Here is a 26,103-nt window from a genome sequence, read left to right as displayed (position 1 = left end):
GCACTGGCAACAAGGGCGTTGCCGGGAGAACCCGCCCCCACAAGGTGAGAGCGAGCGGTGACGCTTACAGATTCAGGTCGGCATCGACATTCTTCTGTTTGAGCGGGTCGATCTGCTCCGGGTTGGCCGGGTCCTGACGCTTGTCGATCTGTGGCGGCGGGGTCAGTTGCAGAATCTCGCTGGTGTACTCCCACTCCTCCTGAACCTTGACCGGATCGTCGTTCAGATGAGTGCCATAGGACGGCACAATCTGCTTGACCTTGTCCTGCCACTCAGGCGACGCAAGACGATCCTTGAACACTCGCTGCAGCACGTCGAGCATGATCGGGGGCGCCGTCGAGGCACCTGGCGAGGCGCCCAGCAGACCAGCAATGCTGCCGTCCTTGGACGCTACCACTTCAGTACCGAGCTTGAGCACGCCGCCCAGCTCCGGGTCTTTCTTGATGATCTGCACGCGCTGGCCGGCCTGCCACAGACGCCAGTCTTCCTTCTTGGCATGGGGGAAGTAGGTCTGCAGGGCATTGAAGCGATCGTCATCGGACTGCATCACCTGACCGACCAGGTACTTGACCAGGTCGAACTCGCGCACCCCTACCCGCACCATCGGCCAAGTGTTGTGCAGCGACATGCTGCCGAACAGATCGAGCAGCGAGCTTTCCTTGAGGAATTTGGTCGAGAAGGTGGCGAAGGGCCCGAACAGGATCACGCGCTTGCCGTCCAGCACACGGGTGTCGAGGTGCGGCACCGACATGGGCGGCGCGCCGGAGGCGGCGATGCCGTAGGCCTTGGCCATGTGCTGCATGGCGATGTCCTGCTTGTCGGTGACCAGGAACGAGCCGCCGACCGGGAAGCCGGCGTAATCCTTGGCTTCCGGGATGCCGGATTTCTGCAGCAGGGTCAGCGCCTTGCCACCGGCGCCGATGAATAGGAACTTGGTATCGGTGGCGCCCTTGGTGCCATCCTTGAGGTTCTTGTACTCCACGCGCCAGGTGCCGTCATCGTTGCGCGAGATGTCCTGCACCTCGGTGGACACCTTGAGGTCGAAGTTCGGCAGGCTCTGCAGGTGGCTGACGTACTGACGCGTGATTTCGCCAAAGTTGACGTCGGTGCCGATCGGTGTCCAGGTCACGGCCAGCTTCTGGTTCGGGTCGCGCCCTTCCATCATCAGCGGCACCCACTTGGCGATCTGCGCATGGTCCTCGGAATACTGCATCGGCCGGAACAGCGGGCTGGCCTGCAACGCCTCATAGCGCTTCTTGAGGAAACGGATGTTGTCATCGCCCCAGACGAAGCTCATGTGCGGCGTCGAGTTGATGAACGAGCGCGGGTTCTTCAGCACACCTTGCTTGACCTGCCAGGCCAGAAACTGCCGGGTGATCTGGAACGACTCGTTGATCTCCACCGCCTTGGTGATGTCGATCTTGCCGTCTTTCTCCGGGGTGTAGTTCAACTCGGCCAGGGCCGAATGGCCGGTACCGGCGTTGTTCCAGCCGTTGGAGCTTTCCTCGGCGACCTTGTCCAGACGTTCGACCATTTCCATCGACCAGTCCGGCTGCAGCTCGTTGAGCCACACCGCCAGGGTCGAACTCATGATGCCGCCGCCGATTAGCAGCACGTCCACCTTCTTGGTGTCGGCCGCCTGGGCGTTACCTGCGGCAATCGCCAGGGCCAGCCCTGCCAGCGCCCCGTGCCTGATGTTTCTGACCTTCATGTTTTCTCCCTCGGGAACGACAGCGTCCCGAATTACCGTGTTTAACCCCATTCACGCGCCGCTGCTCACCTGCAGGGCAGACCGGGCAGCCGCCATAGCCTCCTGGCGATGGCGCACAAGCCGGGGCGAACACGCGCCCGCCGACCCGCGACGTGTGCTGTTGAGGCCCGCAGGCCGTCACTAGTTCCCCAGCGCAACGCTCGGCTATGACCAGGGTGCCCAGGGTCAGACTCTGCAAGACCCAGGGAACAGACGAACCAGCTCGTCCGACCACCAGCACTTGTCAGAGGCGCATTCTGCCAATACTGTATGAATATTCAGTATAGAGAGTAATCCCATGGAGTTGATCGCCAAGCTGGGCATCCTCGCCGATGCCGCCAAGTACGACGCATCCTGCGCCAGCAGCGGCGCGCCCAAGCGCAGCTCACGCGGACGCGACGGGCTGGGCGCGACCAACGGCATGGGCATCTGCCACAGCTACACCCCCGATGGGCGCTGCGTGTCGCTGCTGAAGATTCTGCTGACGAACTTTTGCCTGTACGACTGCCAGTACTGCGTCAACCGCCGCTCGAGCAATGTGCCCCGCGCGCGCTTCAGCCCGGAAGAGGTAGTGCGCCTGACCTTGGATTTCTATCGCCGTAACTGCATCAGCGGGCTGTTTCTGAGCTCGGGCATCATCCGTTCGGCCGACTACACCATGGAGCAGCTGATTCGTGTGGCGCGGCTGCTGCGTGAAGAGCACAACTTCCGTGGCTACATCCACCTCAAGACCATTCCCGATGCCGACCCGATGCTGATCGAAGAAGCCGGGCGGCTGGCTGATCGGCTGAGCGTCAACATCGAGCTGCCCACCGAGGAAAGCCTGCAACGCCTGGCCCCCGAAAAACAGGGCAGCACCATTCGCCAGGCCATGGGGGTGATTCATCGTGGTCAGCAGGCGGTGGCCGATCAGCCCAAGGCGCCGCGCTTCACCCCAGCCGGGCAAAGCACCCAGGTGATCGTCGGCGCCGATGCCACCGACGACAGCACGCTGCTGCGTAATGCCGAATCGCTGTACCAGGGCTTTGGCCTCAAGCGGGTGTACTACTCGGCGTTCAGCCCGATTCCCGACAGCCCCAACAGCGTGCCGCTGGCCGCCCCTCCCTTGCTGCGTGAGCACCGCCTGTATCAGGCAGATTTTCTGTTGCGTGGCTACGGCTACAACGCCGGTGAGCTGTTCAAGAAATCCACCAGCCTGGCGTTGGACATCGACCCCAAACTGGCCTGGGCGCTGGAGAATCGCGAGGTGTTCCCGATGGACCTCAATCGCGCGGAACCTGCGCTGATGGCGCGCATCCCCGGCATTGGCCTGCGCAGCGTGCAGCGCCTGGTGGCCCTGCGCCGCGAACGGCGCATTCGCTATGACGACTTGATCCAGTTGCGCTGTGTACTGGACAAAGCGCGGCCGTTCATCGTCACCAGCGATTACCGCCCCGCTGACGCCGAGCAGCGCAGCGGTATGCTGCGAGCGCGTCTGGGTGAGCCCCAGGCGCCGGTGCAGATGGGCTTGTGGGGATGATCGCGCTTGATTGCGATGACCTGTTCAGCACCTGGCGCAATCAGGCGCGCAGGCTGCTCAGCCATGGCATCGACCCGGCCCAGGTCACCTGGGCACAGGGCCCGACCGACGACCTGCTGGCCATCCCCGCGCCGTTGCCCGAGGCGCCCGGACCGTTCCAGGGCAAGGTGCCTGCGGCCTTGCTCGAGCAGTTGGAACAAGCGGCGCGCTACCACGGCGAACAGCGCTGGAACCTGCTGTATGAGGTGCTCTGGCGGGTGGCCCACGGCGACCGCACGGCGATGATGGCCGGTGACCGCCTGGGCAGTGAATTGCAGCGGCGAATCAAGCAGGTGCGCCGCGAAGCTCACCACTTGCATGCCTTCGCCCGCTTCGTGCCCTTGCCTGCGCCCCTGGCCGAGCAATTGCAGCTCGATCTGGTAGCGTGGCACGACCCGGCCCATGACATTCTGGCCAGCGCCAGCGGCCACTTCGCCGAGCGTCTCGGTCGGCAACGCTGGTTGATCGCCACACCGCGCGATGGCGTGCGCTTCGATGGCCAGCGCATGGATTACCAACGCCAGTGCCCGGCGCAGTGGCAGCAATGGGCACAACATGCCGACGACCCCGGCGCCGAGTTGTGGCGTACCTACTATCGGCACATCTTCAATCCGGCGCGGCTCAACCCGGATGTGCTACGTCAGCACATGCCGGGACGTTTCTGGCGTCATCTGCCTGAGGGCATGCTGATTCCGCAACTGGTCGGCCAGGCCCGCCACGGCAAGCAGCGCGACGGCCAGGCGCCTGAAGTGGCGCGCCAGCACGGCAAGCAGATCGGTAAACGCGAATGAGGGTTACAGGCGCCTGAACTGGCGCCAGTGAGGGCCTGGCGAGGTCAACAGGCGAACAGGCGGTGCAGCAGCAGACTGATGCTCTGTTCGCCCTGGAAGGCCTGGTCGAGCTGGGCCTGGGCCGCCGCCACATGGCCTTGCAGCCGGCGCTTGACCTGGGTCTCGCCGCACAGCGCCACCAGCGTCGACTTGCCGTCGTCCTTGCCTTGGTCCTTGCCGCTGTCCGGATCGCGGTCGCGCAGGTCGTCACGCAGTTGAAACGCATGTCCAAGCTCGACGGCGAAGGCCTGCAACGGGCTGCGCACGCCAGCCGGCGCATCACCGAGGTCGCACGCCATGTCGATGATCGCGGCGAACAGCACGCCGGTCTTGAGCTGGTTGGTCTGGGCGATTTCACCGGCACTGCGCGCAGTGCCGCCCTCGCGCAGGTCCTGCAACTGACCCTTGACCAGACCTTGCACGCCAATGGCCTGGGCCAAGGTCGCCACCAGGCGATTGCGCACCTCAGGTCTTACCCCTTCGATCACCGCCACCAGGCCGAAGGCATGGGTGAGCAAGGCGATGGCCGCCAGCACCGCGACGTCTTCACCAAACGCCAGGTGCACGGTGGCGCGGCCGCGGCGCAATTGGGCGTTGTCCATGCACGGCAGGTCGTCCAGCACCAGAGAAGCGGCATGCACCAGTTCCACCGCGCAGGCCAGGTCGAGGCTGGCCGCACGTGGCGCGCCCAGGCCCTCGGCGATGAGCATCAGCAGCATCGGGCGCAAGCGCTTGCCGGGGGCCAGTGTGCAGTCGCGCATGGCTGCGGTGACCAGGTCGCGGGCATTGCCGGCGACCGGAAGTACGCCCTCCAGGCGTGCCTCGAAGGCTTCGCGCAACTGCTCTAGTGGGTGCGCAACGTCGCCTTCGGCGGGCAGCGGCGTGGGTGCTGTGATCGTCATCCTGGCCTCATCATTGTTGGGGTGCAGCTTTACCGGTGGCGCAAGGAACGACTGGAACTCGCCGTTGCCTGATGCAATAACTCAGAGCTTAGCTGTACAAAGCGATGCATGTTGTACAACTATCACGAAGCACTGACCACAGTTGCAGACAAATGATTCACCGGCTCATGGAACCCGGCATGAAGAAAAACACGTTAAGCCAACGCAAGGACGACCACCTGGACATCGTGCTCGACCCACACCGCGCCACTTCCCACTGCCATGATGGCTGGGCGGCGGTGCGGTTCGAGCACTGCGCCCTACCCGAGCTTAGTCTCGATCAGGTCGATCTGGGCACTTCTTTTCTCGGCATGCGCCTGGGCGCGCCGCTGCTGATCAGTTCCATGACCGGCGGCGCCGCCCGCGCCGAACGCATCAACTACCACCTGGCCGAAGCCGCCCAGCATCTGGGTATCGCCATGGGCGTCGGTTCGCAGCGGGTCAGCCTGCGCGAAGGCGCCGACCAGGGCCTGACCACGGCCCTGCGTCGCCTGGCTCCGGATGTACCGCTGCTGGCCAACCTGGGAGCGGTACAGCTGCTGGAGGCCGACGGCTTCGAGCTGGCGCAACGCGCGGTCGACGGCTTGCAGGCCGATGCGTTGATACTGCATCTGAATCCTTTGCAGGAAGCCGTGCAGCCAGAAGGCGACCGCGACTGGCGCGGTGTGCTCGCGCGCATTGAACAGTTGTGCCAGCGTCTGCCAGTGCCGGTGATCGCCAAAGAAGTCGGCGCGGGCATCAGCGCTTCGGTGGCCATGCGCCTGGTCGACGCTGGCGTGCAGGTGATCGATGTTGCAGGGACGGGTGGCACCAGTTGGGCGGCGGTCGAAGGTGAGCGGGCGAATGAGCCGGCAGATCGCGCCGTGGCCATGGCCTTCGCCGACTGGGGTATGCCCACCGCGCAGTGCCTGCTCAGTGTGCGCCGCGCGCTGCCCGGCACGGCGCTGATCGCCTCGGGCGGGATTGCCGATGGTGTGCAGGCAGCCAAGGCCATTCGCCTCGGCGCACACCTGGTCGGGCAGGCGGCGAGCGTACTGCCGGCCGCCTTGCACTCCACCGAAGCGGTGCTGGCGCATTTCGATGTGCTGATGCGCCAGCTGCGCATCGCCTGCTTCTGCACCGGCTCGCGCAACCTCGACGCGCTACGCAGCGCGCGCCTGCAAGCGACCCACGGATGAGCCACTTCGCCGTCATCGCACCGCCCTACCCTAGTCACTATCAGGCGCTGCAAGCGGTGGCCGGGCAACTGCTGGAGCGCGGGCACCGGGTGACGTTCTTTCATCAGGCCGATGCCCGGCAGTGGCTGGACGATCCGCGCATCGGCTTCTGCACGCTCGGCGCCGCCAGTCATCCGCCCGGCAGCCTGCAGCAGGCGTTGCAGCTGGCGGCGCGGCCACATGGGCCACTGCGGCTGCGCCGGCTGATTCGCCAGTTGGCCGACACCACCGCCATGCTCTGCCGAGAACTGCCCGATGCGCTGCGTACGGCTCGGGTCGACGTGGTTCTGTGCGACCAGATAGAAGTGGCCGGCAGCCTGATCGGCGAAGCCCTCGGCCTGCCACGTGTCTCCATGGCCTGCGCACTGCCGGTCAACCGCGAGGCGGGCCTGCCGCTGCCGGTGATGCCGTTCGGCCCCGGACACAACCCGCGCCTGTACCGCGGCACCGAGCAAGTGCACGACTGGCTGATGAGACCGCTGCAACGGGTCATCGATGAGGTCTGCGAGCGTCACCAACTGCCAGGCCGTCAAGGCTTGCACGGCTGTTTATCGCCCCTGGCGCAGATCAGCCAGACGCTTGAAGCCTTCGATTTTCCGCGCCGGCAACTGCCGGCGTACTGCCACGCGACCGGCCCCTGGCGCCGCCCCACTGCCAGCGCCGACTGGGTGCTGAGCGACTCGCGGCCACTGGTGTTCGCCAGTCTGGGCACCTTGCAGGGTCATCGTTTCGGCCTGTTCATGCGCATCGCCCGCGCCTGCCGCACGCTGAACGTGCAACTGCTGCTGGCCCACTGCGGCGGCCTGGATGCCGATCAGCAAACGCAATTACGCGACAACGGCGCCACCTGGGTCACCGACTTCGCCCCGCAGCAGTGGGCGGTGCAGGCGGCGCAGGTGGTGATCAGCCATGGCGGCCTGAATACCGTGCTCGACGCGGTCGCCGCGCACACCCCGCTGCTGGTGCTGCCGATCGCCTTCGACCAGCCCGGGGTGGCCGCACGGGTGGCCTATCATCAGCTCGGTGGCGTGTTGCCACGCTGGGCCAGTAGCCGACGCATCGCTGCGGCGCTGCGGCCATTGCTGGCCGCCCCCTGCGTAGGCACAGGCAACCTGGACGGTGCCTTGCGCCAAGCCGGTGGTGCCCAGCGGGCTGCCGACCTCATCGAATCTGCGGTCGTCAACGGCCGCCTGCCAGTGAGTCATGACCTTGAACGATTTTGATCTGATTCTGGCCGGCGGCGGCCTGGCCAACGGCCTGATCGCCTGGCGTCTACGCCAAGTGCGCCCCGAGCTGCGCGTGCTGTGCCTGGAAAGCGCCGAGCGCCTGGGCGGCAACCACACCTGGTCGTTCCACGATGCCGACCTGAGTCAGGCGCAGCAGCGCTGGCTGGCACCGCTGGTCAGCCAGCGCTGGCCGAGCTACCAGGTGCACTTCCCAGGCTTGTCGCGACACCTGGCAAGCGGCTATGCGAGCATCACCAGCGAACGCTTCGCCCAGATCATTGGTAACGATCTTGGCCAGGCACTGCGCTGCAACAGTCGCATCGTGCAACTCGACCCGCACGGCGTGCAGCTCGACAGTGGCCTGCGCCTGAGCGCCGCTGCCGTGATCGATGGCCGCGGCGCCCAGCCCAGCCGGCACATGGTGCTCGGCCAACAGGCGTTTCTCGGCCAGGAACTGCAACTGCGCCAACCCCATGGCCTGGCCGCGCCCATCGTGATGGATGCGCGGGTGGCGCAGGGCGACGGCTATCGCTTCGTCTATGTGCTGCCGTTCAGTGCCGACACCCTGCTCATCGAAGACACCCACTACGTCGAACACTCACCCCCCAGCAGCGAGCAACTGCGCGAGCACATCGCCCAGTACCTGTGCCAGCACGGCTGGCAGGTGCAACGCCTGGTGCGTGAAGAGCGCGGCGTGCTGCCGATCACCCTGGCCGGCGATTTTCCCGCCTGGCAGGCCGCGCACGGCAACGCGCTGCAGGCTGGCCTGCGCGGCAACCTGTTCCACTGCACCACCGGCTATTCGCTGCCCGAGGCCGTGCGCCTGGCCGACTGGCTGGCGGACCAGACGCATCTGGACCACGCGCACCTGGCCCCGGCATTCGTCGCCTACCAGCGCCAGCGCTGGCAGCAGCAGGGCTTCTACCGCCTGCTCAATCGCATGCTGTTCCTGGCCGGTGATGCCGGACAGCGCTGGCAGGTCATGCAACGTTTCTACCGGCTGCCCGAGCCGCTGATCGCCCGTTTCTATGCTGGACGCAGCACCCTGGGCGACCGTCTACGGATTCTCACCGGCAAGCCGCCGGTACCTGTTGGACAGGCGTTGCGCGCCGCGCTGCGTCACTCCCCCCGTCATTTCGAGGAACATTCATGACCCCTGGTAAAACCGCCGTCGTCATCGGCGCTGGCCTCGGTGGCCTGGCCGTGGCCATTCGCCTGCAAGCTGCCGGCGTCGCCACCACCCTGCTGGAGCGCCGCGACCTGCCCGGTGGCCGCGCCTACGTGTACAAGGATCAAGGCTTCACCTTCGACGCAGGTCCGACGGTGATCACCGACCCGTCGGCCATCGAAGCGCTGTTCGAGGCGGCCGGCAAGCCGATGCGCGATTACGTCGAGCTGCTGCCGGTGGCGCCGTTCTACCGGCTGTGCTGGGAGGACGGCACGTTCTTCGACTACGGCAACGACCAGGCCGAGCTGGAGCGGCAGATCCACGCCATGGAACCGGCCGATGTCGAAGGCTACCGGCGCTTTCTGGAGTACTCCAAAGCGGTGCTTGCCGAGGGCTACATCAAGCTCGGCGCAGTGCCGTTCCTGTCGTTCAAGGACATGCTCCAGGCCGGCCCGCAATTGGCCCGTTTGCAAGCCTGGCGCAGCGTCTACGGCATGGTGGCGAAGTTCGTGCGCAACGAGAAACTGCGCCAGGCGTTCTCGTTCCATGCCCTGCTGGTGGGCGGCAACCCGTTCTCGACCTCGTCGATCTATACCCTGATTCACGCCCTGGAAAGGCAATGGGGGGTGTGGTTCCCGCGCGGCGGCACCGGCGCGCTGGTGCAAGGCCTGGCCAAGCTGTTCGAAGACCTCGGCGGACGCCTGGTACTCAATGCCGATGTCACCGCACTGGACACCGAAGGCGATCGCATCGTCGCGGCGCGCACCGCTGATGGCCAGCGCTGGCCGGCTGACGTGGTGGCCTCCAACGCCGACGTGGTGCACACCTATGGCGAGCTGCTCGGCCAGCATCCACGCGGTCAGCGCGAAGCCGAGCGGCTCAAAGGCAAGCGCTTCAGCAACTCGCTGTTCGTGGTGCATTTCGGCCTCAAGCGCGAGCAGCCGCAGTTGCAGCACCACACCGTGTGCTTCGGCGCGCGCTACCAGCCGCTGATCAAGGAAATCTTCAACGGCCCGCGCCTGCCGGATGATTTTTCGCTGTACCTGCACACCCCCTGCGCCACCGACCCGAGCCTGGCGCCGCCTGGCTGCTCCAGCCATTACGTGCTCGCACCGGTGCCACACCTGGGCAACGCCGACACCGACTGGGAAATCGAAGAGCCGCGCTACCGCGAACGCATTCTGAGTTACCTGGAACAGCGCTACATGCCCGGCCTGCGCGCAGACCTGGTGACCTGCCGCAGCTTCACCCCAGTGGATTTCCGCGATCAGCTCAATGCCCACCTGGGTTCGGCGTTCTCGCTCGAACCGGTGCTGACGCAAAGCGCCTGGTTCCGCCCGCACAACCGTGATCAGCAGGTCAACAACCTGTACCTGGTCGGCGCCGGCACTCACCCCGGTGCCGGCGTGCCAGGGGTGATCGCCTCGGCCAAGGCCACTGCCGGGCTGATGCTCGAGGATCTGCACGCATGAATGCACCTGCCGCCGACCCGTTGCTGGCGCACGCCCTGAACAGCATCGCCGTGGGCTCGAAGAGCTTTGCCAGCGCGTCACGGCTGTTCGACCCCGATACCCGGCGCAGCGCAGTGCTGCTGTATGCCTGGTGCCGGCACTGCGACGACGTCATCGACGGCCAGCAGGCCGGCCACGATGCCGTGCTGTTGACCCCAGCCCAGGCTCAGCAGCGCCTGGCCGAGCTGCGCGCACAGACCCATGACGTCTACCTTGGCGCCCCAGCCCGGGAGCCGGCGTTCGCCGCCTTGCAGGAGGTGCAGCAGCGCCATGGCATCCACCGCCAGGAAGCGCTCGACTTGCTCGAAGGCTTCGCCATGGATGTCGACGAGCGCCAGTACCAGACCCTGGAAGACACCCTGCAGTACTGCTACCACGTCGCCGGGGTGGTCGGGCTGATGATGGCGCGCATCATGGGCACCCAGCAGGCGCAGGTGCTGCACCGCGCCTGCGACCTGGGCCTGGCCATGCAGCTGACCAACATCGCCCGCGACATCATCGACGACGCCAAGGTCGGACGCTGCTACCTGCCGCGCCAGTGGCTGGATGAGTTCGACCTGACCCCGGCCACCTTGACGCAGCCCCAGCACCGCCCCGCCGTGGCGCAAATGGCCCGGCGCCTGGTGGATCACGCCGAGCCCTACTACGCCAGCGCCGAAGCCGGGCTGGCGGCGTTGCCGTGGCGGTCGGCCTGGGCGGTGGCCAGCGCCGGCGCGGTGTATCGGCGCATTGGCATCAAGGTGCGTGCCGCCGGGCCGCGGGCCTGGGATGCGCGCACCTCTACCGGCAAAGGGGAAAAACTCGCAGCCCTCAGTGCGGGGCTGTGGACGAGCCTGAATCGGCGCCTGCGGCGCTATCCGCCGCGTGATCCGCAGTTGTGGACGCGTCCTTCGCCGCCCGCAACGGGCCTTGATGATGGGCGCGCAACTGCGCCTTGAGGCGCTCGACCGATGGCGCATAGAGGAATCCGAACGACACGCAGCCTTCGCGCCCGTGCACCGCGTGGTGCATCAGGTGCGCCTGGTACAGACGCTTGAGGTAGCCGCTGCGCGGCACGAAACGGAACGGCCAGCGACGGTGTACCAGGCCGTCGTGGGCAATGAAATACAGCAGGCCGTAGGCCGTCATCCCTGCGCCGATCCATTGCAGCGGCGCCCAGCCAGCGTTGCCCAGGGCGATGAGGATGATCGCCAGCACGGCAAAGACAACGGCGTATAGGTCGTTCTTCTCGAACAGGCCATGGCGCGGCTCATGGTGCGAGCGGTGCCAGCCCCAGCCAATGCCATGCATCAGGTACTTGTGCGCCAGCCAGGCGACCCCTTCCATGGCAGCCAAGGTGGTGAGAAAGACGACGAGGTTGGTCAGCATGGTGTTCGATTCGGCTCGTGGTGATGGGGCTTGGAGTCAATCAGGCGCTGCGACGTTCCACGCCGTTTCAGCGCTGGCAAGGCGTTTCGCAGTGAGTGCTCGACCCTAGCATGACCAGGGTCGTAAGGCTTGACCTGTGTAGGACAATTCTTCACTCAGGCGAAAAAAGCGTAGTGGCTGTCGCGGTAAACGATATAAGATAACATTTCGTTTGCCATCAACCCCTTGCCTGCGATTGCCCATGACAAGTGCCAATGCCACTCCCACCCTGCTCACCCAGCGCCTGCAGAGCATCGACGCTCTGCGCGGCCTGGTGATGCTCTTCATGTTGCTCGACCACGTTCGCGAAACCTTCTTTCTGCATCACCAGGTCGGTGACCCCATGGCCGTGGCCAGCACCGAACCTGTGCTGTTCTTCAGCCGTACCCTGGCGCACCTGTGTGCCCCGGTGTTCGTCCTGCTCACCGGTCTCTCGGCCTGGCTGTATGGCGAAAAACAGCAGAGCCGCCAGGCGGTCTCGGCATTTCTGTTCAAACGCGGGTTGTTCCTGGTGCTGCTGGAATTCACCGTGGTCAATTTCGCCTGGACCTTCCAGCTGCCGCCCAGCGTCGTCTACCTGCAAGTGATCTGGGCCATCGGCCTGAGCATGATCGCCCTCGCCGCGCTGGTGTGGCTGCCGCGATCAGCGCTGATCGCCCTGGGTGTGCTGATCATCGCCGGGCACAACCTGCTCGACGGTGTGCACTTCGGCGCAGACTCGCTGATGCACGTGCCATGGGCGATCCTCCACGACCGTGGCTGGCTCGACGTCTCCGAACATATGCGCCTGCGCACCTCCTACCCGCTGCTGCCGTGGATCGGGGTGATCGCCCTGGGCTATGCCATGGGCCCCTGGTTCGCCCGTGGCGCCAATGCCCAGGTGCGCCAGCGGCGTCTGTTGCTGGCTGCGGCCGCGGCGCTGCTGGGCTTCGTGGTGCTGCGCCTGATCAACGGCTATGGCGAGGCGCCGTGGAACAGCTACCCAAGCCTGGTGCAGACGCTGATGAGCCTGTTCAACATCACCAAGTACCCGCCGTCGTTGCTGTTCCTGTGCCTGACCCTGGGCTGCGGCCTGTTGCTGCTGCGCGGTTTCGAGCGCGCCGGGCAGGCGCGCTGGGTCGGGGTGCTGGCGGTGCTGGGTGCGGCGCCGATGTTTTTCTACCTGCTGCACCTGTACGTACTGAAAGTGGCCTATGTGCTGTGCGTGGCGATCTTTGGTCTGAACCAGGGCGACTACTTCGGCTTCGACGGCATGGGCGCGGTGTGGCTGTGCGCCGTGCTGCTGAGCGTGGCGCTGTACCCTCCGGTGCGTGCCTTCGCTCGGCTCAAGGCGCGCCGGCGCGACATCGCCTGGCTCAAATACCTGTGAAAGCCGTTCCCTGCCAGCGGCCGATGGTCTACCATGCCGGCCGCCGGTTTCCACCCAGGAATTAATAGGGAATCCGTGGCTCGCCAACGGCTGAGCTAAACGGAACTGCCCCCGCAACTGTAGGTGCCGAGCCTGCTCCATCGATGCCACTGGGCCTGCGCCCGGGAAGGCTGGAGCCGGGCGAAGACGCATCAGTCAGGAGACCTGCCGGCACACATTCACCGACCGGCGGGGTGTCCGGGACGGCCATCTGCACCCTTCCCAGGGTGGCGCCGCCTGCCTTTGCGCAGGCGGCCTCGACGATGCCTGTCCGTGTCGCAGCCCTGCCGCTGTATTCGATAGGAGATCGCCCAATGCTACGTTTCGCCGCCCTGCTCGCGGGCCTGGGTTTGTCTGGCCTGGCCCAGGCAGCCGCCACCCACTACCCGCTCAAGATCGACAACTGTGGCCAGCCGCTGAGCTTCGCCCACGCCCCGCAGCGCGCCGTGACCATCGGCCAGGCCGGCACGGAAATCCTCTACGCGCTGGGCCTGGGCGACAAGCTGGCCGGCACCTCGCTGTGGTTCAACGACGTGCTGCCCGAGTTCAAGACCCTCAACGACAAGGTCGAGCGCCTGGCCGACAACGACCCAAGCTTCGAGGCCGTGGTCGGCAAACGCCCGCAACTGGTCACCGCGCAGTTCGAGTGGATGGTTGGCGCGCAAGGCGTGGTCGGCACCCGCGAGCAGTTCCATGAGCTGAACATTCCCACCTACCTGCTGCCCTCCGACTGCGAAGGCAAGGACAACCTCACCGGCGCCGATGGCACGCGCACCCAGCAGTTCCAGGTCGAGAGCATCTACAAGAGCGTCAGCCAGCTGGCCGAGATCTTCGACGTGCAGGACCGCGGCGCCGCGCTCAATACCGATCTGCAGGCACGCCTGGCCCAGGCCAAGCAGCGCCTGGCGGGCAAGGACCTGTCGGGCACCACCGCGCTGTTCTGGTTCTCCAGCGCCGATCTGGACATCGACCCCTACGTGGCCGGGCGTCAGGGCGTGGCCGACTTCATGCTGCAGACCCTGGGCGTGCGCAACGTGGTGGAGTCCACCGAAGAATGGCCGACCGTGGGTTGGGAAACCCTGGCCAAGGCCAATCCGACCTGGCTGATCATCGCGCGCATGGACCGCCGCCGCTTCCCCGCCGACGACTACCAGAAGAAGCTGGAGTTTCTCCGTAGCGATCCGGTGGCGAAGAACCTCGACGCGGTCAAGGCCGGGCGCATCATCGTCCTCGACGCCGAGGCCATGCAGGCCGGTATTCGCCTGTTCCGAGGTCTGGAGACGCTGTCCAGCGCCTTCGCCAGCGGTAAGCCCGCACCGTGAGTGCGCGCCTGTTGCCGGCCATGGCGCTGGCGCTGCTGGCCCTGCTGGCGGCGCTGCTGGCCGGGGTCGCCATCGGCGAAACGCCGATTTCCCTCAAGCTGGTGTACCAGGTGCTGGCCAATCATCTGTGGCAGGCCGGTTACCCGCTCGACCCGATCGACGCCGGCATCGTCTGGAACTACCGCCTGCCACGCACGCTGGTCGCTGCGGCGTGCGGCGCGGGCCTTGCGACCTGCGGGGTGATTCTGCAGGCGCTGCTGCGTAACGCGCTGGCCGAACCCTACCTGCTCGGGCTGTCCGCCGGCGCCTCGACCGGCGCGGTGGCGGTCGGTTTGCTGGGCATTGGCGGAGCGGCGCTGTCGCTCTCGGCGGGCGCCTTCATCGGCGCGCTGTTTGCTTTTGCCCTGGTGCTGCTGCTGGCCCGCGCGGCAGGGCCGACGCACAACAATGCCCAGGTGATTCTGGCCGGTATCGCCGGCTCGCAACTGTTCAATGCCATCACCGCGTTTCTCATCACCAAATCGGCCACCGCCGAGCAGGCGCGGGGCATTCTGTTCTGGCTGCTGGGCAATCTCAGTGGCGTGCGCTGGCCGTCGGTCAGCCTCGCACTGCCGGTGGCGCTGCTGGGCCTGGCGATCTGCCTGTGGCACCGGCGCAGCCTCGATGCCTTCACCTTCGGTGCCGATTCGGCGGCCTCGCTGGGGGTGCCGGTGCGCCGTACCCAGTTGCTGCTGATCAGCTGCGCGGCGCTGGTCACCGCGGTGATGGTGTCGATCGTCGGCGCCATCGGCTTCGTCGGGCTGGTGATTCCACACGCCCTGCGTCTGCTGCTGGGCCCCGGTCACAGCCGCCTGCTGCCGGCCAGCGCCCTGGGTGGCGCATTGTTCCTGATCAGCGCCGATGTGCTGTCGCGCACCCTCATCACTGGCCAGGTGATTCCAGTGGGCGTGGTCACCGCGCTGATTGGCGCGCCAGTGTTCGCGTTGATTCTGATCAGCCGTCGGGGGGCACGATGAGCAACCTCAGCGACGTGCACCTGGCGCCGTTGCGCTGCGTCGAGCTGGGCCTGCGCGTGCGCGGCCATCAGTTGCTGCACGGCATCGACTTGCAGGTGCTGGCCGGCGAAACCCTGGGCATCGTCGGCCCCAATGGCTCGGGCAAATCCACCCTGCTCAAGCTGCTGGCCGGCCTGCGTGCGCCCAGCAGCGGCGCCGTGCAGTTGTTCGGCGAGCCGCTCGACAGCCTGCCGCGCCGGCGGGTGGCGCAGCGTCTGGCGCTGGTCGAGCAGCAGGCCGATACCCACGAGGCGATCCGCGTGTATGACGCGGTCGCCTTAGGCCGCACGCCCTGGCTGTCGGCCCTGGCGCCGTTCGCAGGCCAAGACCATGCGATCGTCGAACAAGCCCTGCGCGATGTCGATGCGCTGCACTTGCAACAGCGCCTGTGGGGCGAGCTGTCCGGCGGTGAGCGCCAGCGCGTGCACATCGCCCGCGCCCTGGCCCAGCGCCCGCAGGTACTGCTGCTCGATGAGCCGACCAACCACCTCGACATCCAGCATCAGTTGAGCCTGCTGCACTGCGTGCAGGCGCTGCCGGTGACCACCCTGGTGGCCTTGCACGATCTCAATCAGGCGCTGACCTGCGACCGCCTGGCGGTGCTCGAAGGCGGTCGCCTGGTGGCCCTCGGCGCGCCGTTCGAGGTGCTGACCCCGGCGCGCCTGCTGAGCACCTTCGGCGTGCACGCCCACTACCTCACCGATCCCTATGACGGCGCCCGCGTACTGCGCGTGCGCGCCCCCTGAACCAGGACGTTCCGTTATGTCGCTGTCCCCCGTCGCCGTACTGCTTGCCGGCCTGTTGCTGACGCCTGTGGCCGCCGCCGAGGTGTTCGAAGTGAAAATGCTCAACCGCGGTGCCGAGGGCGCCATGGTCTACGAGCCCGACCACTTGCGCATCGCCCCCGGCGACACGGTGCGTTTCGTGCCTACCCATGCCAGCCACAATGCCGCCACCCTTCCCGGCCTGCTGCCGCAGGGCGCCGAAGCGTTCAAGAGCAAGCTCAACCAGCCTGCCGAACAGGCCTTCGACGTACCCGGCCTGTATGGCATTCAGTGCATCCCGCATCTGGCGATGGGCATGGTCATGCTGATCGAAGTCGGCGAACGCAGCGCCTCGCCGGTGAGCCTGCCGGACAACCTGCCGGCGCGGGCCAGGAGCCGCCTGGAGGCGCAGTTGAGCCAGCTGGAGGCCGAGCGATGAAACGCGTGGTCCGCAGTGCGGTGCTGCTGCCGCTATTGAGTGTCACACCGTTGGCCCTGGCCGAATCGGCGCAGTCCGAGAGCAACGGTTTCATCGAAGACAGCCGCTGGAACGTGCTCAACCGCAGCGTCTATGACCGCCGCGACTACCGCCACGGTGGGCGCAACGGCAGCGCACGCAACGCTTACAAACCGCGCGAGGCGCGCAGCGACCAGGCCGCCGAATGGGGCTACGGGCTGATGGGCAGTTTCAGCTCGGGCTTCACCCAGGGCACCGTGGGCGTGGGCGTCGATGCCCATGGCTATCTGGGCGTGCAACTGGACAGCGGCGGCGGTCGAGCCGGCAAGGCGCGCCTGCTCAGCCTGGACAACGACGGCCATCCCAAGCGCGACTACGGCCGCGCCGGCGCCGCGCTCAAGCTGCGCACCTCCAACACCGTGTTGTCCTACGGCGAGCAGCGCATCAAGACCCCGGTGTTCAGCGCCTCCGACAGCCGCCTGCTGCCCGAGACCTTCACCGGCTGGTTCCTCGACAGCAAGGAATTCGAACACCTGCGTCTGGTGGCCGGCCATTTCACCGAGAACGCCGACCGCAATGCGTCGAGCCACAAACGCGGTTTCGCGGTGAACTACTCCGATGCGCGCCAGGGCAAAGCCGTCGACCTTGCCGGCGCGGTGTGGAACCCCAGTGCGCAGTTCAGCGCCAGCCTGTACACCTCCCGCTACGAAGACACCTGGAACCAGCACTACCTGGGCAGCACCTTCAGCCACGCCCTGGACGATCAGCAAAGCCTCAGCCTGGACCTGAACCTGTACCGCACCACCGACACCGGCAAGGCGCTGTCGGGGCAGATCGACAACACCACCTGGAGCCTGGTCGGGCGCTTCGACCACGGCCCGCACGGCGTCAGCCTCGGCTGGCAGCAAGTGCATGGCGATACCCCGTTCGACTACGTCAGCCGCGGCGCCATCTACATTGCCAACGCCGTGCAGCTATCGGACTTCAACGCCCCCAACGAGAAATCCTGGCAAGTGCGCTACGACCTCGACATGGCCGGCTACGGCGTACCGGGCCTGAACCTCAGCGCGCTGTACGTGCGCGGCTTCGACATCGATGGCAGCCACGTCGACCGCAACGGCGGCTACGCCTACCTGGGCTATGGCACCGGCGGCAAGCACTGGGAACGGGACATGGAAGCCCGCTACGTGGTGCAGTCCGGACAGGCCAAGGGCACCACGTTCTCGCTGCGCTACAACACTCACCGCGGCAATACTGCGCAGGCGGAGCTGGACAGTGATCAGTTGCGTCTGGCGGTGGAGTATCCGTTGCAGGGGGGGTTGTAGGCGGTCTGTGCGTTGCTTGAGTGTATGGTGAGGGCTGGTGAGGGCGAGGTTGGTTTTACGGACCTCCATATCCAGAACCACCACAATATTTCTGGCCGCAGATGCTCACCCTTTTCCTGATCGGTGGATCGGTTTTGACACTGATGCGCCTGATACATCGCGGGCGAAACAGCGGTCTTGAAGCCAACGAATCTCTGCAGGCCATAGCGTTGGCCCTCCGCCCGGAAATACCTGAACATCCTTAGGGTCACCCGCTCGGAATTGATTGGTAGATCGGTAGATCGACATCGATGCCGATGCGCCTGTCATATCGCAGGTTTCGCCTGGCGGCGACCGACTTTTGGGGGCAAAAGTCGGCAAAACCCTGTGCTCCACTAGCCGGCCCTACACTACGCTGCGCTCCGTTTCGGGTTCCCTGCGTTCCGGCACTCTTCGGGCCAGCGCGGGCAAGGGTTGCTACGCAACCCTAACACCTCGCGTCCTCGGCTACGCCTCGGGTGCGCTGCGCGCACGGCCCTACGAGCACCTCCTCTCCGGCCGGCTACAGTCGCGATCTGTGTTGTCTGAGCGATCAGTGTGTGGGAGCGCTTGGCCGATGTTGTTGTGATCGGTCGTTCAGGTCGATTTCTACAGGCTTGCCGCACAGATATGCCTGGCCGCAGCGGCTCAGTTTCGTGATCGGCATCGACGCCAGAACTAGATCGTCGCCAGCGACAGCTGCGATGGCACAGGCGCGCAAAGGCTCTTGTATACCAATCGTCCAGGCGCCACAGATCGCGACTGTAGCCGGCCGGAGCGTAGGTGTTCGAAGGGGCGTGCGCGTCAGCGCACCCGAGGCGCAGCCGAGGACGCGAGGTGTTAAGGTTGCGCAGCAACCCTTGCCCGCGGCGCCCCGTAGAGCACCGGAGCGCAGGGGACCCGGAACGAAGCGCAGCGTAGTGTAGGGCCGGCTAGTGGAGCACGGCGGTTTTGCATCCTTTTGCCGCGTCAAAAGGATGTCGCCGCAGGCGAAACAGCGGTCTTGAAGCCAACATATCTCTACAGAGTACAGTCCGGTTTTCAGGCCCAGCACCACCAAGAAATCCATGGCCGTACCGGTTCAGTCTTGTGCTGATCGGCAGATCGATATCGGTACTGATGCGCCTGACACATCGCAAGTTTCGCCTTACGGCGACCGACTTTTGGGAGTCAGTCCACTCAGGCGAAACAGCGCCCTTGAACCCAGCCTCGCTCTGACTGATCGATCACAGCTACAGTCAGCGGATATGAATCGTTGACGTCGAAAGCCACGCAGATAAGTCGTGGCGGAGCACTCGCGATCCAGCCCGCAGCCTTGCCCCTTCAATCCCTTGCGAAGCACGCAACCACCCCTGCCACCATTGCGTCACACTCCCCTGAAATACTCGGCCCGGTCACCTGCCAACCGCGCCAGCGGCTCTAGGCTGACGAAAAGCGCCGCCTGCCCTTTCGGTCCGCGGCAAGTGAAGGCACAATGCGTGTCTTTTTTTTGGCCGGCCTGGCCGGAGGCCTTCAGATGATCAAGACGCCGTATTACCTCATCGACAAGACCAAGCTGCTCAGCAACATGCAGAAGATCGCCTACGTGCGCGAGCAGTCGGGTGCCAAGGCGCTGCTGGCGCTCAAGTGCTTCGCCACCTGGTCGGTGTTCGACCTGATGCAGCAGTACATGGACGGCACCACATCGTCCTCGCTCTACGAGCTCAAGCTCGGACGGCAGAAATTCGCCGGCGAAACCCACGCCTACAGCGTCGCCTGGGCCGACGATGAAGTCCAAGAGATGCTCGCCAACTGCGACAAGATCATCTTCAACTCCATCGGCCAGTTGCAGCGCTACGCCGAGCAGTCGGCCGGCAAGACCCGCGGCCTGCGCGTCAACCCGCAGGTCAGCAGCTCGGACTACCTGCTGGCCGACCCGGCGCGCCCGTTCAGCCGCCTGGGCGAATGGGACCCCGAGAAAATCGCCACCGTCATCGACGACATCTCAGGCTTCATGTTCCACAACAACTGCGAGAACGGTGACTTCGGCCTGTTCGACCAGATGCTCAGCCACATCGAGCAGCGCTTCGGTCATCTGCTGCACAAGGTGCAATGGGTCAGCCTGGGCGGCGGCATTCACTTCACCGGCGAAGGCTACGATGTCGATGCGTTCTGCCAGCGTCTCAAGCAGTTCGCCCAAACCTACGGCGTGCAGGTGTACCTGGAGCCGGGTGAAGCGGCCATCACCCAGAGCGCGTCGCTGGAAGTCACCGTGCTCGACACCCTGTACAACGGCAAGCACCTGGCGGTGGTCGACAGCTCCATCGAAGCGCACATGCTCGACCTGCTGATCTACCGCCTCAATGCCAAGCTGGCGCCGAGCGAGGGTGAGCACAGCTACATGATCTGCGGCAAGTCGTGCCTGGCCGGGGATATCTTCGGTGAGTATCAGTTCGACAAGCCGCTGGCCATCGGTGATCGTCTGTCGTTCGTCGACGCGGCCGGTTACACCATGGTCAAGAAGAATTGGTTCAATGGTCTGAAAATGCCTGCCATCGTCGTCAAGCAGCTCGATGGCAGTGTCGAAGTGGTCCGCGAGTTCGGTTTCGACGACTACGTTTCCAGCCTGTCGTAAGACGGCGTTCAGTAAGGAGCAACAGCTAAATTGAAGAAGAACGTTCTTATCATTGGTGCAGGAGGTGTCGCCAAGGTGGTGGCCCACAAGTGCGCACAGCATAACGACGAGCTGGGTCGTATTGCGATTGCGTCACGGAACATCTCCAAATGCCAGGCCATCATCGACAGCGTCAAGGCCAAGGGCAGCCTCAAGGTGCCCGCAGACATCCAGGCCTTCTCGCTCAATGCGCTCGATGTCGAAGCGACCAAGGCGTTGATCCGCGAAACCGAATCGCAGATCGTCATCAACGTCGGTTCCGCGTTCCTCAACATGTCGGTGCTGCGCGCCTGCATCGATACCGGTGTCGCCTACCTGGACACCGCGATTCACGAAGAGCCAGGCAAAATCTGCGAAACGCCGCCCTGGTATGGCAACTACGAGTGGAAACACACCGACGAGTGCCAGAAAAAGAACATCACGGCCATTCTCGGCGTCGGTTTCGACCCGGGTGTGGTCAACAGCTACGCGAAACTCGCGCAGCAGCAGTACTTCGACCGCATTGACTCGATCGACATCCTCGACGTCAATGCCGGCTCCCACGGCAAGTACTTCGCCACCAACTTCGATCCGGAAATCAACTTCCGCGAATTCACCGGGCAAGTCTGGAGCTGGCAGAACGCCCAGTGGACCAGCAACCGCATGTTCGAAGTCAAGCGCACCGACGACCTGCCAGTGGTCGGCGAACAGAACCTGTACCTGACCGGCCACGACGAAGTGCACTCGCTGTCGAAGAACCTCGACGTGCCCAACGTGCGCTTCTGGATGAGCTTCGGCGAGCACTACATCAATGTCTTCACCGTGCTGAACAACCTCGGCCTGCTCTCCGAGCAGCCGGTACGCACGGCTGAAGGTCTGGACGTGGTGCCATTGAAAGTGGTCAAGGCGGTGCTGCCCGACCCGGCCTCGCTGGCCCCCGGCTACACCGGCAAGACCTGCATCGGCGACCTGGTCAAAGGCACCAAGGACGGCCAGCCGCGTGAAGTGTTCATCTATAACGTGGCCGACCACGAAGATGCCTTCGCCGAAACCGAAAGCCAGGGTATTTCCTACACCGCCGGCGTACCGCCCGTCGCTGCTGCACTGCTGGTCGCCCGTGGCCAGTGGGATGTGCAACGCATGGTCAACGTCGAAGAACTGCCAGCCGAGCCGTTCCTCAAGGCGCTGGACGTCATGGGCCTGCCGACGCGGGTCAAGGACGAGCATGGCGACCGCGCCTGGGATGCCCAGGTCTGATCGCTGCGGCATGAGCGCACCGTGCGCTGAGCTCGACTGATCCCGGCGCTGCGCGCACAAGGGGCTGCCCAGGCAGCCCCTTGTCATTTTCCTCCTTCGCTCTCCCGCCCCTCTGCACGCAGCCGGTCTTGCCAGTGGCTGGCATGCCTTATTTTGAGTTTAGGAAACCTCCTACAGCTCAATGCGAAAAGCCCCTCGTCCCTAGCCTTTCTCCTTTGCCTACGCACTCCCATGATTCGACGCACACGTCTGCGGCACGTTGACACAGGGAGAATCAGAATTGACGGACTACCAGCACAAGCTCGGCCACCTCAGTGCCGGACAGATCGAAACGCTGTATCAGGAATACCTGGCCGGAGCACGCATTGCGCCACTGTTGGAGCGCTACGCCGTCGAGCTGCGCCCCAACAGCCTGGTCAAAGCCTTTCCCCCCAAGGCCTGCAGCGACCTGCAGTGTCCCTGGTGCCTGCAATCGCTGTACATCCGCCGCCGCGGCAAGACCGAGCCTGAGCACAGCGTCAACGAAGCTTTTTGCCTGAGCTGCCCGCACCGGCACTATTTTCCGGCCTACAACCGCCTGCAGCGCTACTGCATCTGCGCGCCCTGCGCCGCCAGTCGGGCACAGGCCAAGCAGAACCACGACGACGAACTGCGCGGTGAAATCGACGCCTACTGGGGCCTGCAGGGCCAGCCGTTGATACCCTACGAGCGCCTGAGCCTGGCGCAGAAAGTGGCCTTGATGGCCATCGTCGAAGCCCGTGGCAGCGCCCGCAGTGACCGCATCGAGGCGGTGCAAGCGAACGGCACTGGCCTGCGTCTGAGCCCCAGTCAGGGTATGGACGCGAGGTTGTTCGACGAGCTGCGCCAACAGCACCTGCTACTGCTCGATCCGGACTCGGACCTCGAAGCCTTCAGCCTGAATCCAGCGATGCCGCGCCTGGAACGGGTGCGCTGGGTCTGCAATGTCACCCTCGATGACCAGCGCCGGGCGCGGTTGACCGAGGTGTACCAGCGCCTGCATCAGGAGTTCGCTCGCGGGCCACAGCCTCAGTGGCAGCGCGAGCTGGGCGCGCTGGTGCGGCAACTGGCGGTTGAAGAGGTGCTCGGCCACCTGGAGCAGCGCTGCAGCGAACACGGCCTGGCGCTACGCGGGGTCGAGCACACTCGGGAAATCGCTGCGCAGCTGTTGCAGCGACTGCCGGTCTGCAGCGTCTGGTACTTGGCCAACAGTGCGCTGCGCAGCGCCGTTCAGTTCGCCGAGCGCTGCAACGTCAATGCCCTGCACGCTGCGCAGACGCTACCCGGCAAGCTTGGCGCGCTGGGCCAGCGCGCCATCGACGAGCAGTGGCCGCTAGAGGCTTCGCGGCACAGCGCCAATGCAGCACGCTCGGCCTACAGCCGGGTGCTGCATGGCCTGCTGCTGGGTCAGCACGATGGCGGTGTCGAACGGCCGCTTAGCGACTACCTCAAGGCCCTGCCCGAACCCCTGGATTCGGCGCCACGTGCCGGCGACACCTGGCACTGCAGCCGCTGCGGCTCCAGTGCCGTGAAAACACGCGTCGAGGCGCAACAGGTGAGCATCCGCTGCCGGTGCTGCGACGCCCGCAGTGTTCTGCTGGTCGAGCGCACGACCGCGCAGTGAAGCACCTTCTCAGTCGACCGGGCGTTGTGCTTGAGCGGCCATCAAGTCGACCAGCCGCTGATGGGGAACGGGCCGACTGAGCAGGTAGCCTTGCACCTCGTGACACTGATCGTCATTGAGCACTGCCAATTGCTCGGCCGTTTCCACGCCTTCGGCGGTCACGGTCATGTTCATCGCCCGGCCCAGGTTGATGATCGCCTGCACCACCCGGCGGTCGCTGGTGCTGCTTGCCAGCGACTGGATGAAGCGCTTGTCGATCTTGATGCTGTCGAACGGATAGGTGCGCAGATACCCCAGGGACGAGTAACCGGTGCCGAAGTCGTCCATGTTCAGGCGCACGCCCAGCTCCTTGAGGGCGTTCATGGTCTGCAGCGCACCTTCGATGTCGTTGAGCATCACGTTTTCGGTGATTTCCAGCTCCAGGCGCTGCGCGGGCAAGCCCGAATGAGTCAGCGCCTGGCGCACATCGCTGACCACATCGCTGCGGCTGAACTGCGCCGGCGACATGTTCACCGACACGCTCACCGGCAGCGGCCACTGGAGCGCGCGGCTGCAGGCTTGGGCAAGCACCCAGTTGCCCAGCAGCACGATCAGGTCGGATTCTTCGGCCAGGGCAATGAACTGGTCCGGCATCAGCAGCCCGTGCTCGGGATGCTGCCAGCGCACCAGCGCTTCCACCGAGGCGATGGTCACGCCGTCGACCTTGTAGCGTGGCTGGAAATGCAACACCAGTTCGTCACGGCCGATACCCTGACGCAGGTCGCGTTCCAGGACCCGGCGTTCAGCCAGCGTGCTGTTCATCTCGGCCGAGAAAAAGCGCCAGGTGTGTTTGCCATCGCGCTTGGCCTGATACAACGCGACATCCGCGCAGCGAATCAGCTCGGCTGGGCTGCCGGGGTACTGGCTCGACAGCGCGATGCCGATGCTCACGCCTACCTGCAAGCGGTGCCCCTCGAAGTCGATGGGCGCTTGCAGTGCGCTGATCACCCGCTGGCAGAAACGCTCGAGTTCGCTGCGCGCGCCGGGTCGCATCAGTACCACGACGAACTCGTCGCCGCCGAGCCGCGCCACCAGGTCGCAGTCGCGCACGCTGCGACTGAGGCGCGCCGCCAACTCGATCAACACCGCATCGCCGGCCGCATGCCCGAGCCCGTCGTTGACCGGCTTGAAGTTGTCCAGATCGAGCATCAGCACGGCCAACGGCACCTGACCGCTGCCTTGGCAATCCTGTTCGAGAAAGCGCATCAGTTGGTTGCGGTTGGGCAACCCGGTGAGTGCATCGTGTTGCGACAGATGCTGGATCTGCGCATGGGCGGCCACTTCGTCGGTGATATCACTGCAGGTACCCCGAAAGCCGAGACACTGGCCGCTGTCGACGATAGCCCGCGCCGCGATGCGGCAGATGCGCCGCTGTTGCAGACGGTCGTGGTATTGACAGCGCAGGCTGCCTGCGGCCTGTGACGTGGCCAGGCCCTGCAGCCAGCGACGCACATCGCCCGTGTCGCAGTCGAGCAAGGCAGTGATCGGACGTCCCAGCCAGTCCTCGACGGCGTGCCCGGTCAATTCGGCGAAGCGGGCCGAGAGGTAGGTCAGATGCAGGTCTGCGTCAGTCTCCCAAATCCAGTCCGAGGCGGCTTCAGCCACCGCCTTGAAGCGCGCCTCGCTGCTTTGCAAGGCCGCTTGCGAGGCGAGCATCTTCTGCTGGCTACGGTCGATGCTGGCGCTGGCGCGCATCGCATAGCGGGCGCTGATCGACAGGATCAGCGCCATGATCAACGCCGCCAGCGCCAGGGGCGGCAGCACGCTGCGCAGTAACTCGATGCCTGGCTGCAGCGTATGCCAGGTCAGTACATGGGCGCTGCCTTCGAGCGGTAGCTGATCGGGTTGATCCTCGGCAGCGGCGAGCGTGGCAGTGGCGAAACCCCGCAGACCGGCGCTGCGCCCCAGGCCATCGAGCACCGGCGCATCCAGCAGGCGGATGAACACCAGCACTGTAGAAGGTGCGGGCAAATGATGGGGCAAGGCCGGCGGACGAATCAGCGACGCCGCAAACAGGGCAGGCTGACCATCGAACAACAGGTAGCCGGAGGCCGCCTCACCGCGCTGCCCAGCCTGGCGCCCCTGGGCAAGCACACGCGCCGCGCTGTCGCTGTGCGCCGCCAGGCCCTGATCGCTCAATCGCCCGGCAAGCATAGCGTAGCGGCTGGTGTCCTGGTCGAGCACGTAAACCGCGTAGTAGCCGTCCTGGCTATACAAGGTCGGACCGATGTTGTCCTGATCGAACGCCCAGGCTGCCGCGTTGGGGCCGTTGAGGTGGTCGTAGGCGGCTTGCCAGAAGCCGTGACCCAGCACGTAGCTGCGCTCGCGCGCGTGAAGCTGATCGAGTGCCGATTGAGCATGGAAGCGACTTTGCGCGGCTTCGCGCTGATCCAGGCCTACGGCGATGCGCCATAGCGAGCCCAGGGCGATGGCCAGGGTCAGCACCAACAGTAGCGTGAACATCACGATCAACCGCCGGACCACCTGACTGCGCGGTGACAGACCTTTGCCCTGAAGAGAGTCCATTCCAGCACCCGGTTCGACCTGAGTTAGGGAGTTGACCCGGCTTTTTCAGG

The 26,103-nt window shown here is 65.2% G+C and carries 19 protein-coding genes, 1 pseudogene and 1 riboswitch; of the genes and pseudogenes, 16 read left to right on the top strand and 4 right to left on the bottom strand.

Translation table 11 applies throughout. The annotated features are described in order from the left end of the window. Positions 1 to 64: 64 nt before the first annotated feature. Positions 65 to 1,711, bottom strand: a complete 1,647-nt coding sequence (gene mqo / locus LK03_RS16895; protein ID WP_038413547.1) for a malate dehydrogenase (quinone) — start codon at positions 1,709 to 1,711, stop codon at positions 65 to 67. A 337-nt stretch (positions 1,712 to 2,048) separates the two neighbouring features. Between mqo and LK03_RS16890 the strand changes: the two genes are divergently transcribed. After that, positions 2,049 to 3,269, top strand: coding sequence for a putative DNA modification/repair radical SAM protein (locus LK03_RS16890; RefSeq protein ID WP_038413545.1), 1,221 nt, complete (start codon positions 2,049 to 2,051; stop codon positions 3,267 to 3,269). Continuing rightward, positions 3,260 to 4,099, top strand: a complete 840-nt coding sequence (locus tag LK03_RS16885) for a TIGR03915 family putative DNA repair protein (RefSeq protein ID WP_038413544.1) — start codon at positions 3,260 to 3,262, stop codon at positions 4,097 to 4,099. The genes LK03_RS16890 and LK03_RS16885 overlap by 10 nt, the downstream gene beginning before the upstream one ends. A 44-nt stretch (positions 4,100 to 4,143) precedes the next feature. On the opposite strand, the gene LK03_RS16880 is transcribed toward LK03_RS16885, so the two are convergent. After that, positions 4,144 to 5,040, bottom strand: coding sequence for a polyprenyl synthetase family protein (locus LK03_RS16880; RefSeq protein WP_049870532.1), 897 nt, complete (start codon positions 5,038 to 5,040; stop codon positions 4,144 to 4,146). Between the two features lie 179 nt (positions 5,041 to 5,219). Between LK03_RS16880 and fni the strand changes: the two genes are divergently transcribed. From fni to LK03_RS16855, 5 genes and pseudogenes are all read left to right on the top strand, one after another. Beyond that, positions 5,220 to 6,257 (top strand): type 2 isopentenyl-diphosphate Delta-isomerase, encoded by a 1,038-nt coding sequence (gene fni / locus LK03_RS16875; RefSeq protein WP_038413542.1) that lies wholly within the window; start codon positions 5,220 to 5,222, stop codon positions 6,255 to 6,257. Continuing rightward, a complete protein-coding gene (locus LK03_RS16870; protein WP_038413541.1) occupies positions 6,254 to 7,519 on the top strand; it encodes a glycosyltransferase in 1,266 nt (421 codons plus the stop codon). The genes fni and LK03_RS16870 overlap by 4 nt, the downstream gene beginning before the upstream one ends. Beyond that, positions 7,506 to 8,675: a lycopene beta-cyclase CrtY gene (gene crtY, locus LK03_RS16865; protein ID WP_430962049.1), complete on the top strand. Its 1,170-nt coding sequence runs from the start codon at positions 7,506 to 7,508 to the stop codon at positions 8,673 to 8,675. The genes LK03_RS16870 and crtY overlap by 14 nt, the downstream gene beginning before the upstream one ends. Beyond that, the gene (locus LK03_RS16860; RefSeq protein WP_038413538.1) at positions 8,672 to 10,162 is read left to right on the top strand and encodes a phytoene desaturase; all 1,491 of its coding nucleotides are present in this window, start codon (positions 8,672 to 8,674) and stop codon (positions 10,160 to 10,162) included. The genes crtY and LK03_RS16860 overlap by 4 nt, the downstream gene beginning before the upstream one ends. After that, positions 10,159 to 11,091 (top strand): annotated as a pseudogene (locus LK03_RS16855) (phytoene/squalene synthase family protein); the annotation flags it as partial. The gene LK03_RS16860 and the pseudogene LK03_RS16855, both read left to right, overlap by 4 nt. Here the strand turns inward: LK03_RS16855 and LK03_RS22040 are convergent. Further along, positions 11,012 to 11,569 (bottom strand): sterol desaturase family protein, encoded by a 558-nt coding sequence (locus LK03_RS22040; RefSeq protein ID WP_038413537.1) that lies wholly within the window; start codon positions 11,567 to 11,569, stop codon positions 11,012 to 11,014. The pseudogene LK03_RS16855 and the gene LK03_RS22040 overlap by 80 nt on opposite strands. 241 nt (positions 11,570 to 11,810) lie before the next feature. On the opposite strand from LK03_RS22040, the gene LK03_RS16845 reads away from it, so the two are divergent. From LK03_RS16845 to LK03_RS16805, 9 genes are all read left to right on the top strand, one after another. Then, positions 11,811 to 12,977: a DUF1624 domain-containing protein gene (locus LK03_RS16845; RefSeq protein WP_038413535.1), complete on the top strand. Its 1,167-nt coding sequence runs from the start codon at positions 11,811 to 11,813 to the stop codon at positions 12,975 to 12,977. A 27-nt stretch (positions 12,978 to 13,004) separates the two neighbouring features. After that, positions 13,005 to 13,203: riboswitch (cobalamin riboswitch) on the top strand. 127 nt (positions 13,204 to 13,330) lie between these two features. After that, entirely contained in the window at positions 13,331 to 14,338 is a 1,008-nt protein-coding gene (locus tag LK03_RS16840) for an ABC transporter substrate-binding protein (RefSeq protein ID WP_038413534.1), read from the top strand. Positions 14,339 to 14,358: 20 nt separating this feature from the next. Next, a complete protein-coding gene (locus tag LK03_RS16835; RefSeq protein WP_038414793.1) occupies positions 14,359 to 15,354 on the top strand; it encodes a FecCD family ABC transporter permease in 996 nt (331 codons plus the stop codon). Further along, positions 15,351 to 16,139 carry an ABC transporter ATP-binding protein gene (locus tag LK03_RS16830; protein ID WP_038413533.1) on the top strand — a complete coding sequence of 263 codons (789 nt, stop codon included), beginning with the start codon at positions 15,351 to 15,353 and terminating at the stop codon, positions 16,137 to 16,139. Before LK03_RS16835 ends, LK03_RS16830 begins: the two co-directional genes overlap by 4 nt. Positions 16,140 to 16,155: 16 nt before the next feature. Continuing rightward, positions 16,156 to 16,596 carry a pseudoazurin gene (locus LK03_RS16825; protein ID WP_038413531.1) on the top strand — a complete coding sequence of 147 codons (441 nt, stop codon included), beginning with the start codon at positions 16,156 to 16,158 and terminating at the stop codon, positions 16,594 to 16,596. Further along, positions 16,593 to 17,939 carry an OprD family porin gene (locus LK03_RS16820; RefSeq protein ID WP_038413530.1) on the top strand — a complete coding sequence of 449 codons (1,347 nt, stop codon included), beginning with the start codon at positions 16,593 to 16,595 and terminating at the stop codon, positions 17,937 to 17,939. Before LK03_RS16825 ends, LK03_RS16820 begins: the two co-directional genes overlap by 4 nt. A gap of 1,534 nt (positions 17,940 to 19,473) precedes the next feature. Then, entirely contained in the window at positions 19,474 to 20,571 is a 1,098-nt protein-coding gene (gene nspC / locus LK03_RS16815; protein WP_038414792.1) for a carboxynorspermidine decarboxylase, read from the top strand. 30 nt (positions 20,572 to 20,601) lie between these two features. After that, positions 20,602 to 21,846, top strand: coding sequence for a saccharopine dehydrogenase family protein (locus tag LK03_RS16810; protein ID WP_038413528.1), 1,245 nt, complete (start codon positions 20,602 to 20,604; stop codon positions 21,844 to 21,846). A 280-nt stretch (positions 21,847 to 22,126) separates the two neighbouring features. Then, complete coding sequence (locus LK03_RS16805) at positions 22,127 to 23,488, top strand: hypothetical protein (protein WP_049870530.1); 1,362 nt, start codon at positions 22,127 to 22,129, stop codon at positions 23,486 to 23,488. Between the two features lie 9 nt (positions 23,489 to 23,497). Here LK03_RS16805 and LK03_RS16800 read toward each other — a convergent pair whose 3' ends face one another. Next, on the bottom strand, positions 23,498 to 26,053 hold the full coding sequence (locus tag LK03_RS16800) for a bifunctional diguanylate cyclase/phosphodiesterase (RefSeq protein ID WP_038413527.1): 2,556 nt from the start codon (positions 26,051 to 26,053) through the stop codon (positions 23,498 to 23,500). Positions 26,054 to 26,103: the final 50 nt, after the last annotated feature.

Source organism: Pseudomonas cremoricolorata (assembly GCF_000759535.1).
In the GTDB taxonomy this organism is placed as follows: domain Bacteria; phylum Pseudomonadota; class Gammaproteobacteria; order Pseudomonadales; family Pseudomonadaceae; genus Aquipseudomonas; species Aquipseudomonas cremoricolorata_A.
This window is presented reverse-complemented; position numbering and strand designations above follow the sequence as displayed.

Bases quoted from the DNA above. Each gene is read 5' to 3' on its own strand.
- mqo (WP_038413547.1), bottom strand. From the start codon at position 1,711: ATGAAGGTCAGAAACATCAGGCACGGGGCGCTGGCAGGGCTGGCCCTG.
- nspC (WP_038414792.1), top strand. From the start codon at position 19,474: ATGATCAAGACGCCGTATTACCTCATCGACAAGACCAAGCTGCTCAGC.
- LK03_RS16830 (WP_038413533.1), top strand. From the start codon at position 15,351: ATGAGCAACCTCAGCGACGTGCACCTGGCGCCGTTGCGCTGCGTCGAG.
- LK03_RS16825 (WP_038413531.1), top strand. From the start codon at position 16,156: ATGTCGCTGTCCCCCGTCGCCGTACTGCTTGCCGGCCTGTTGCTGACG.
- fni (WP_038413542.1), top strand. From the start codon at position 5,220: ATGAAGAAAAACACGTTAAGCCAACGCAAGGACGACCACCTGGACATC.
- LK03_RS16860 (WP_038413538.1), top strand. From the start codon at position 8,672: ATGACCCCTGGTAAAACCGCCGTCGTCATCGGCGCTGGCCTCGGTGGC.
- LK03_RS16880 (WP_049870532.1), bottom strand. From the start codon at position 5,040: ATGACGATCACAGCACCCACGCCGCTGCCCGCCGAAGGCGACGTTGCG.
- LK03_RS16890 (WP_038413545.1), top strand. From the start codon at position 2,049: ATGGAGTTGATCGCCAAGCTGGGCATCCTCGCCGATGCCGCCAAGTAC.
- LK03_RS22040 (WP_038413537.1), bottom strand. From the start codon at position 11,569: ATGCTGACCAACCTCGTCGTCTTTCTCACCACCTTGGCTGCCATGGAA.
- LK03_RS16845 (WP_038413535.1), top strand. From the start codon at position 11,811: ATGACAAGTGCCAATGCCACTCCCACCCTGCTCACCCAGCGCCTGCAG.
- LK03_RS16840 (WP_038413534.1), top strand. From the start codon at position 13,331: ATGCTACGTTTCGCCGCCCTGCTCGCGGGCCTGGGTTTGTCTGGCCTG.
- LK03_RS16800 (WP_038413527.1), bottom strand. From the start codon at position 26,053: ATGGACTCTCTTCAGGGCAAAGGTCTGTCACCGCGCAGTCAGGTGGTC.
- LK03_RS16870 (WP_038413541.1), top strand. From the start codon at position 6,254: ATGAGCCACTTCGCCGTCATCGCACCGCCCTACCCTAGTCACTATCAG.
- LK03_RS16820 (WP_038413530.1), top strand. From the start codon at position 16,593: ATGAAACGCGTGGTCCGCAGTGCGGTGCTGCTGCCGCTATTGAGTGTC.
- LK03_RS16835 (WP_038414793.1), top strand. From the start codon at position 14,359: ATGGCGCTGGCGCTGCTGGCCCTGCTGGCGGCGCTGCTGGCCGGGGTC.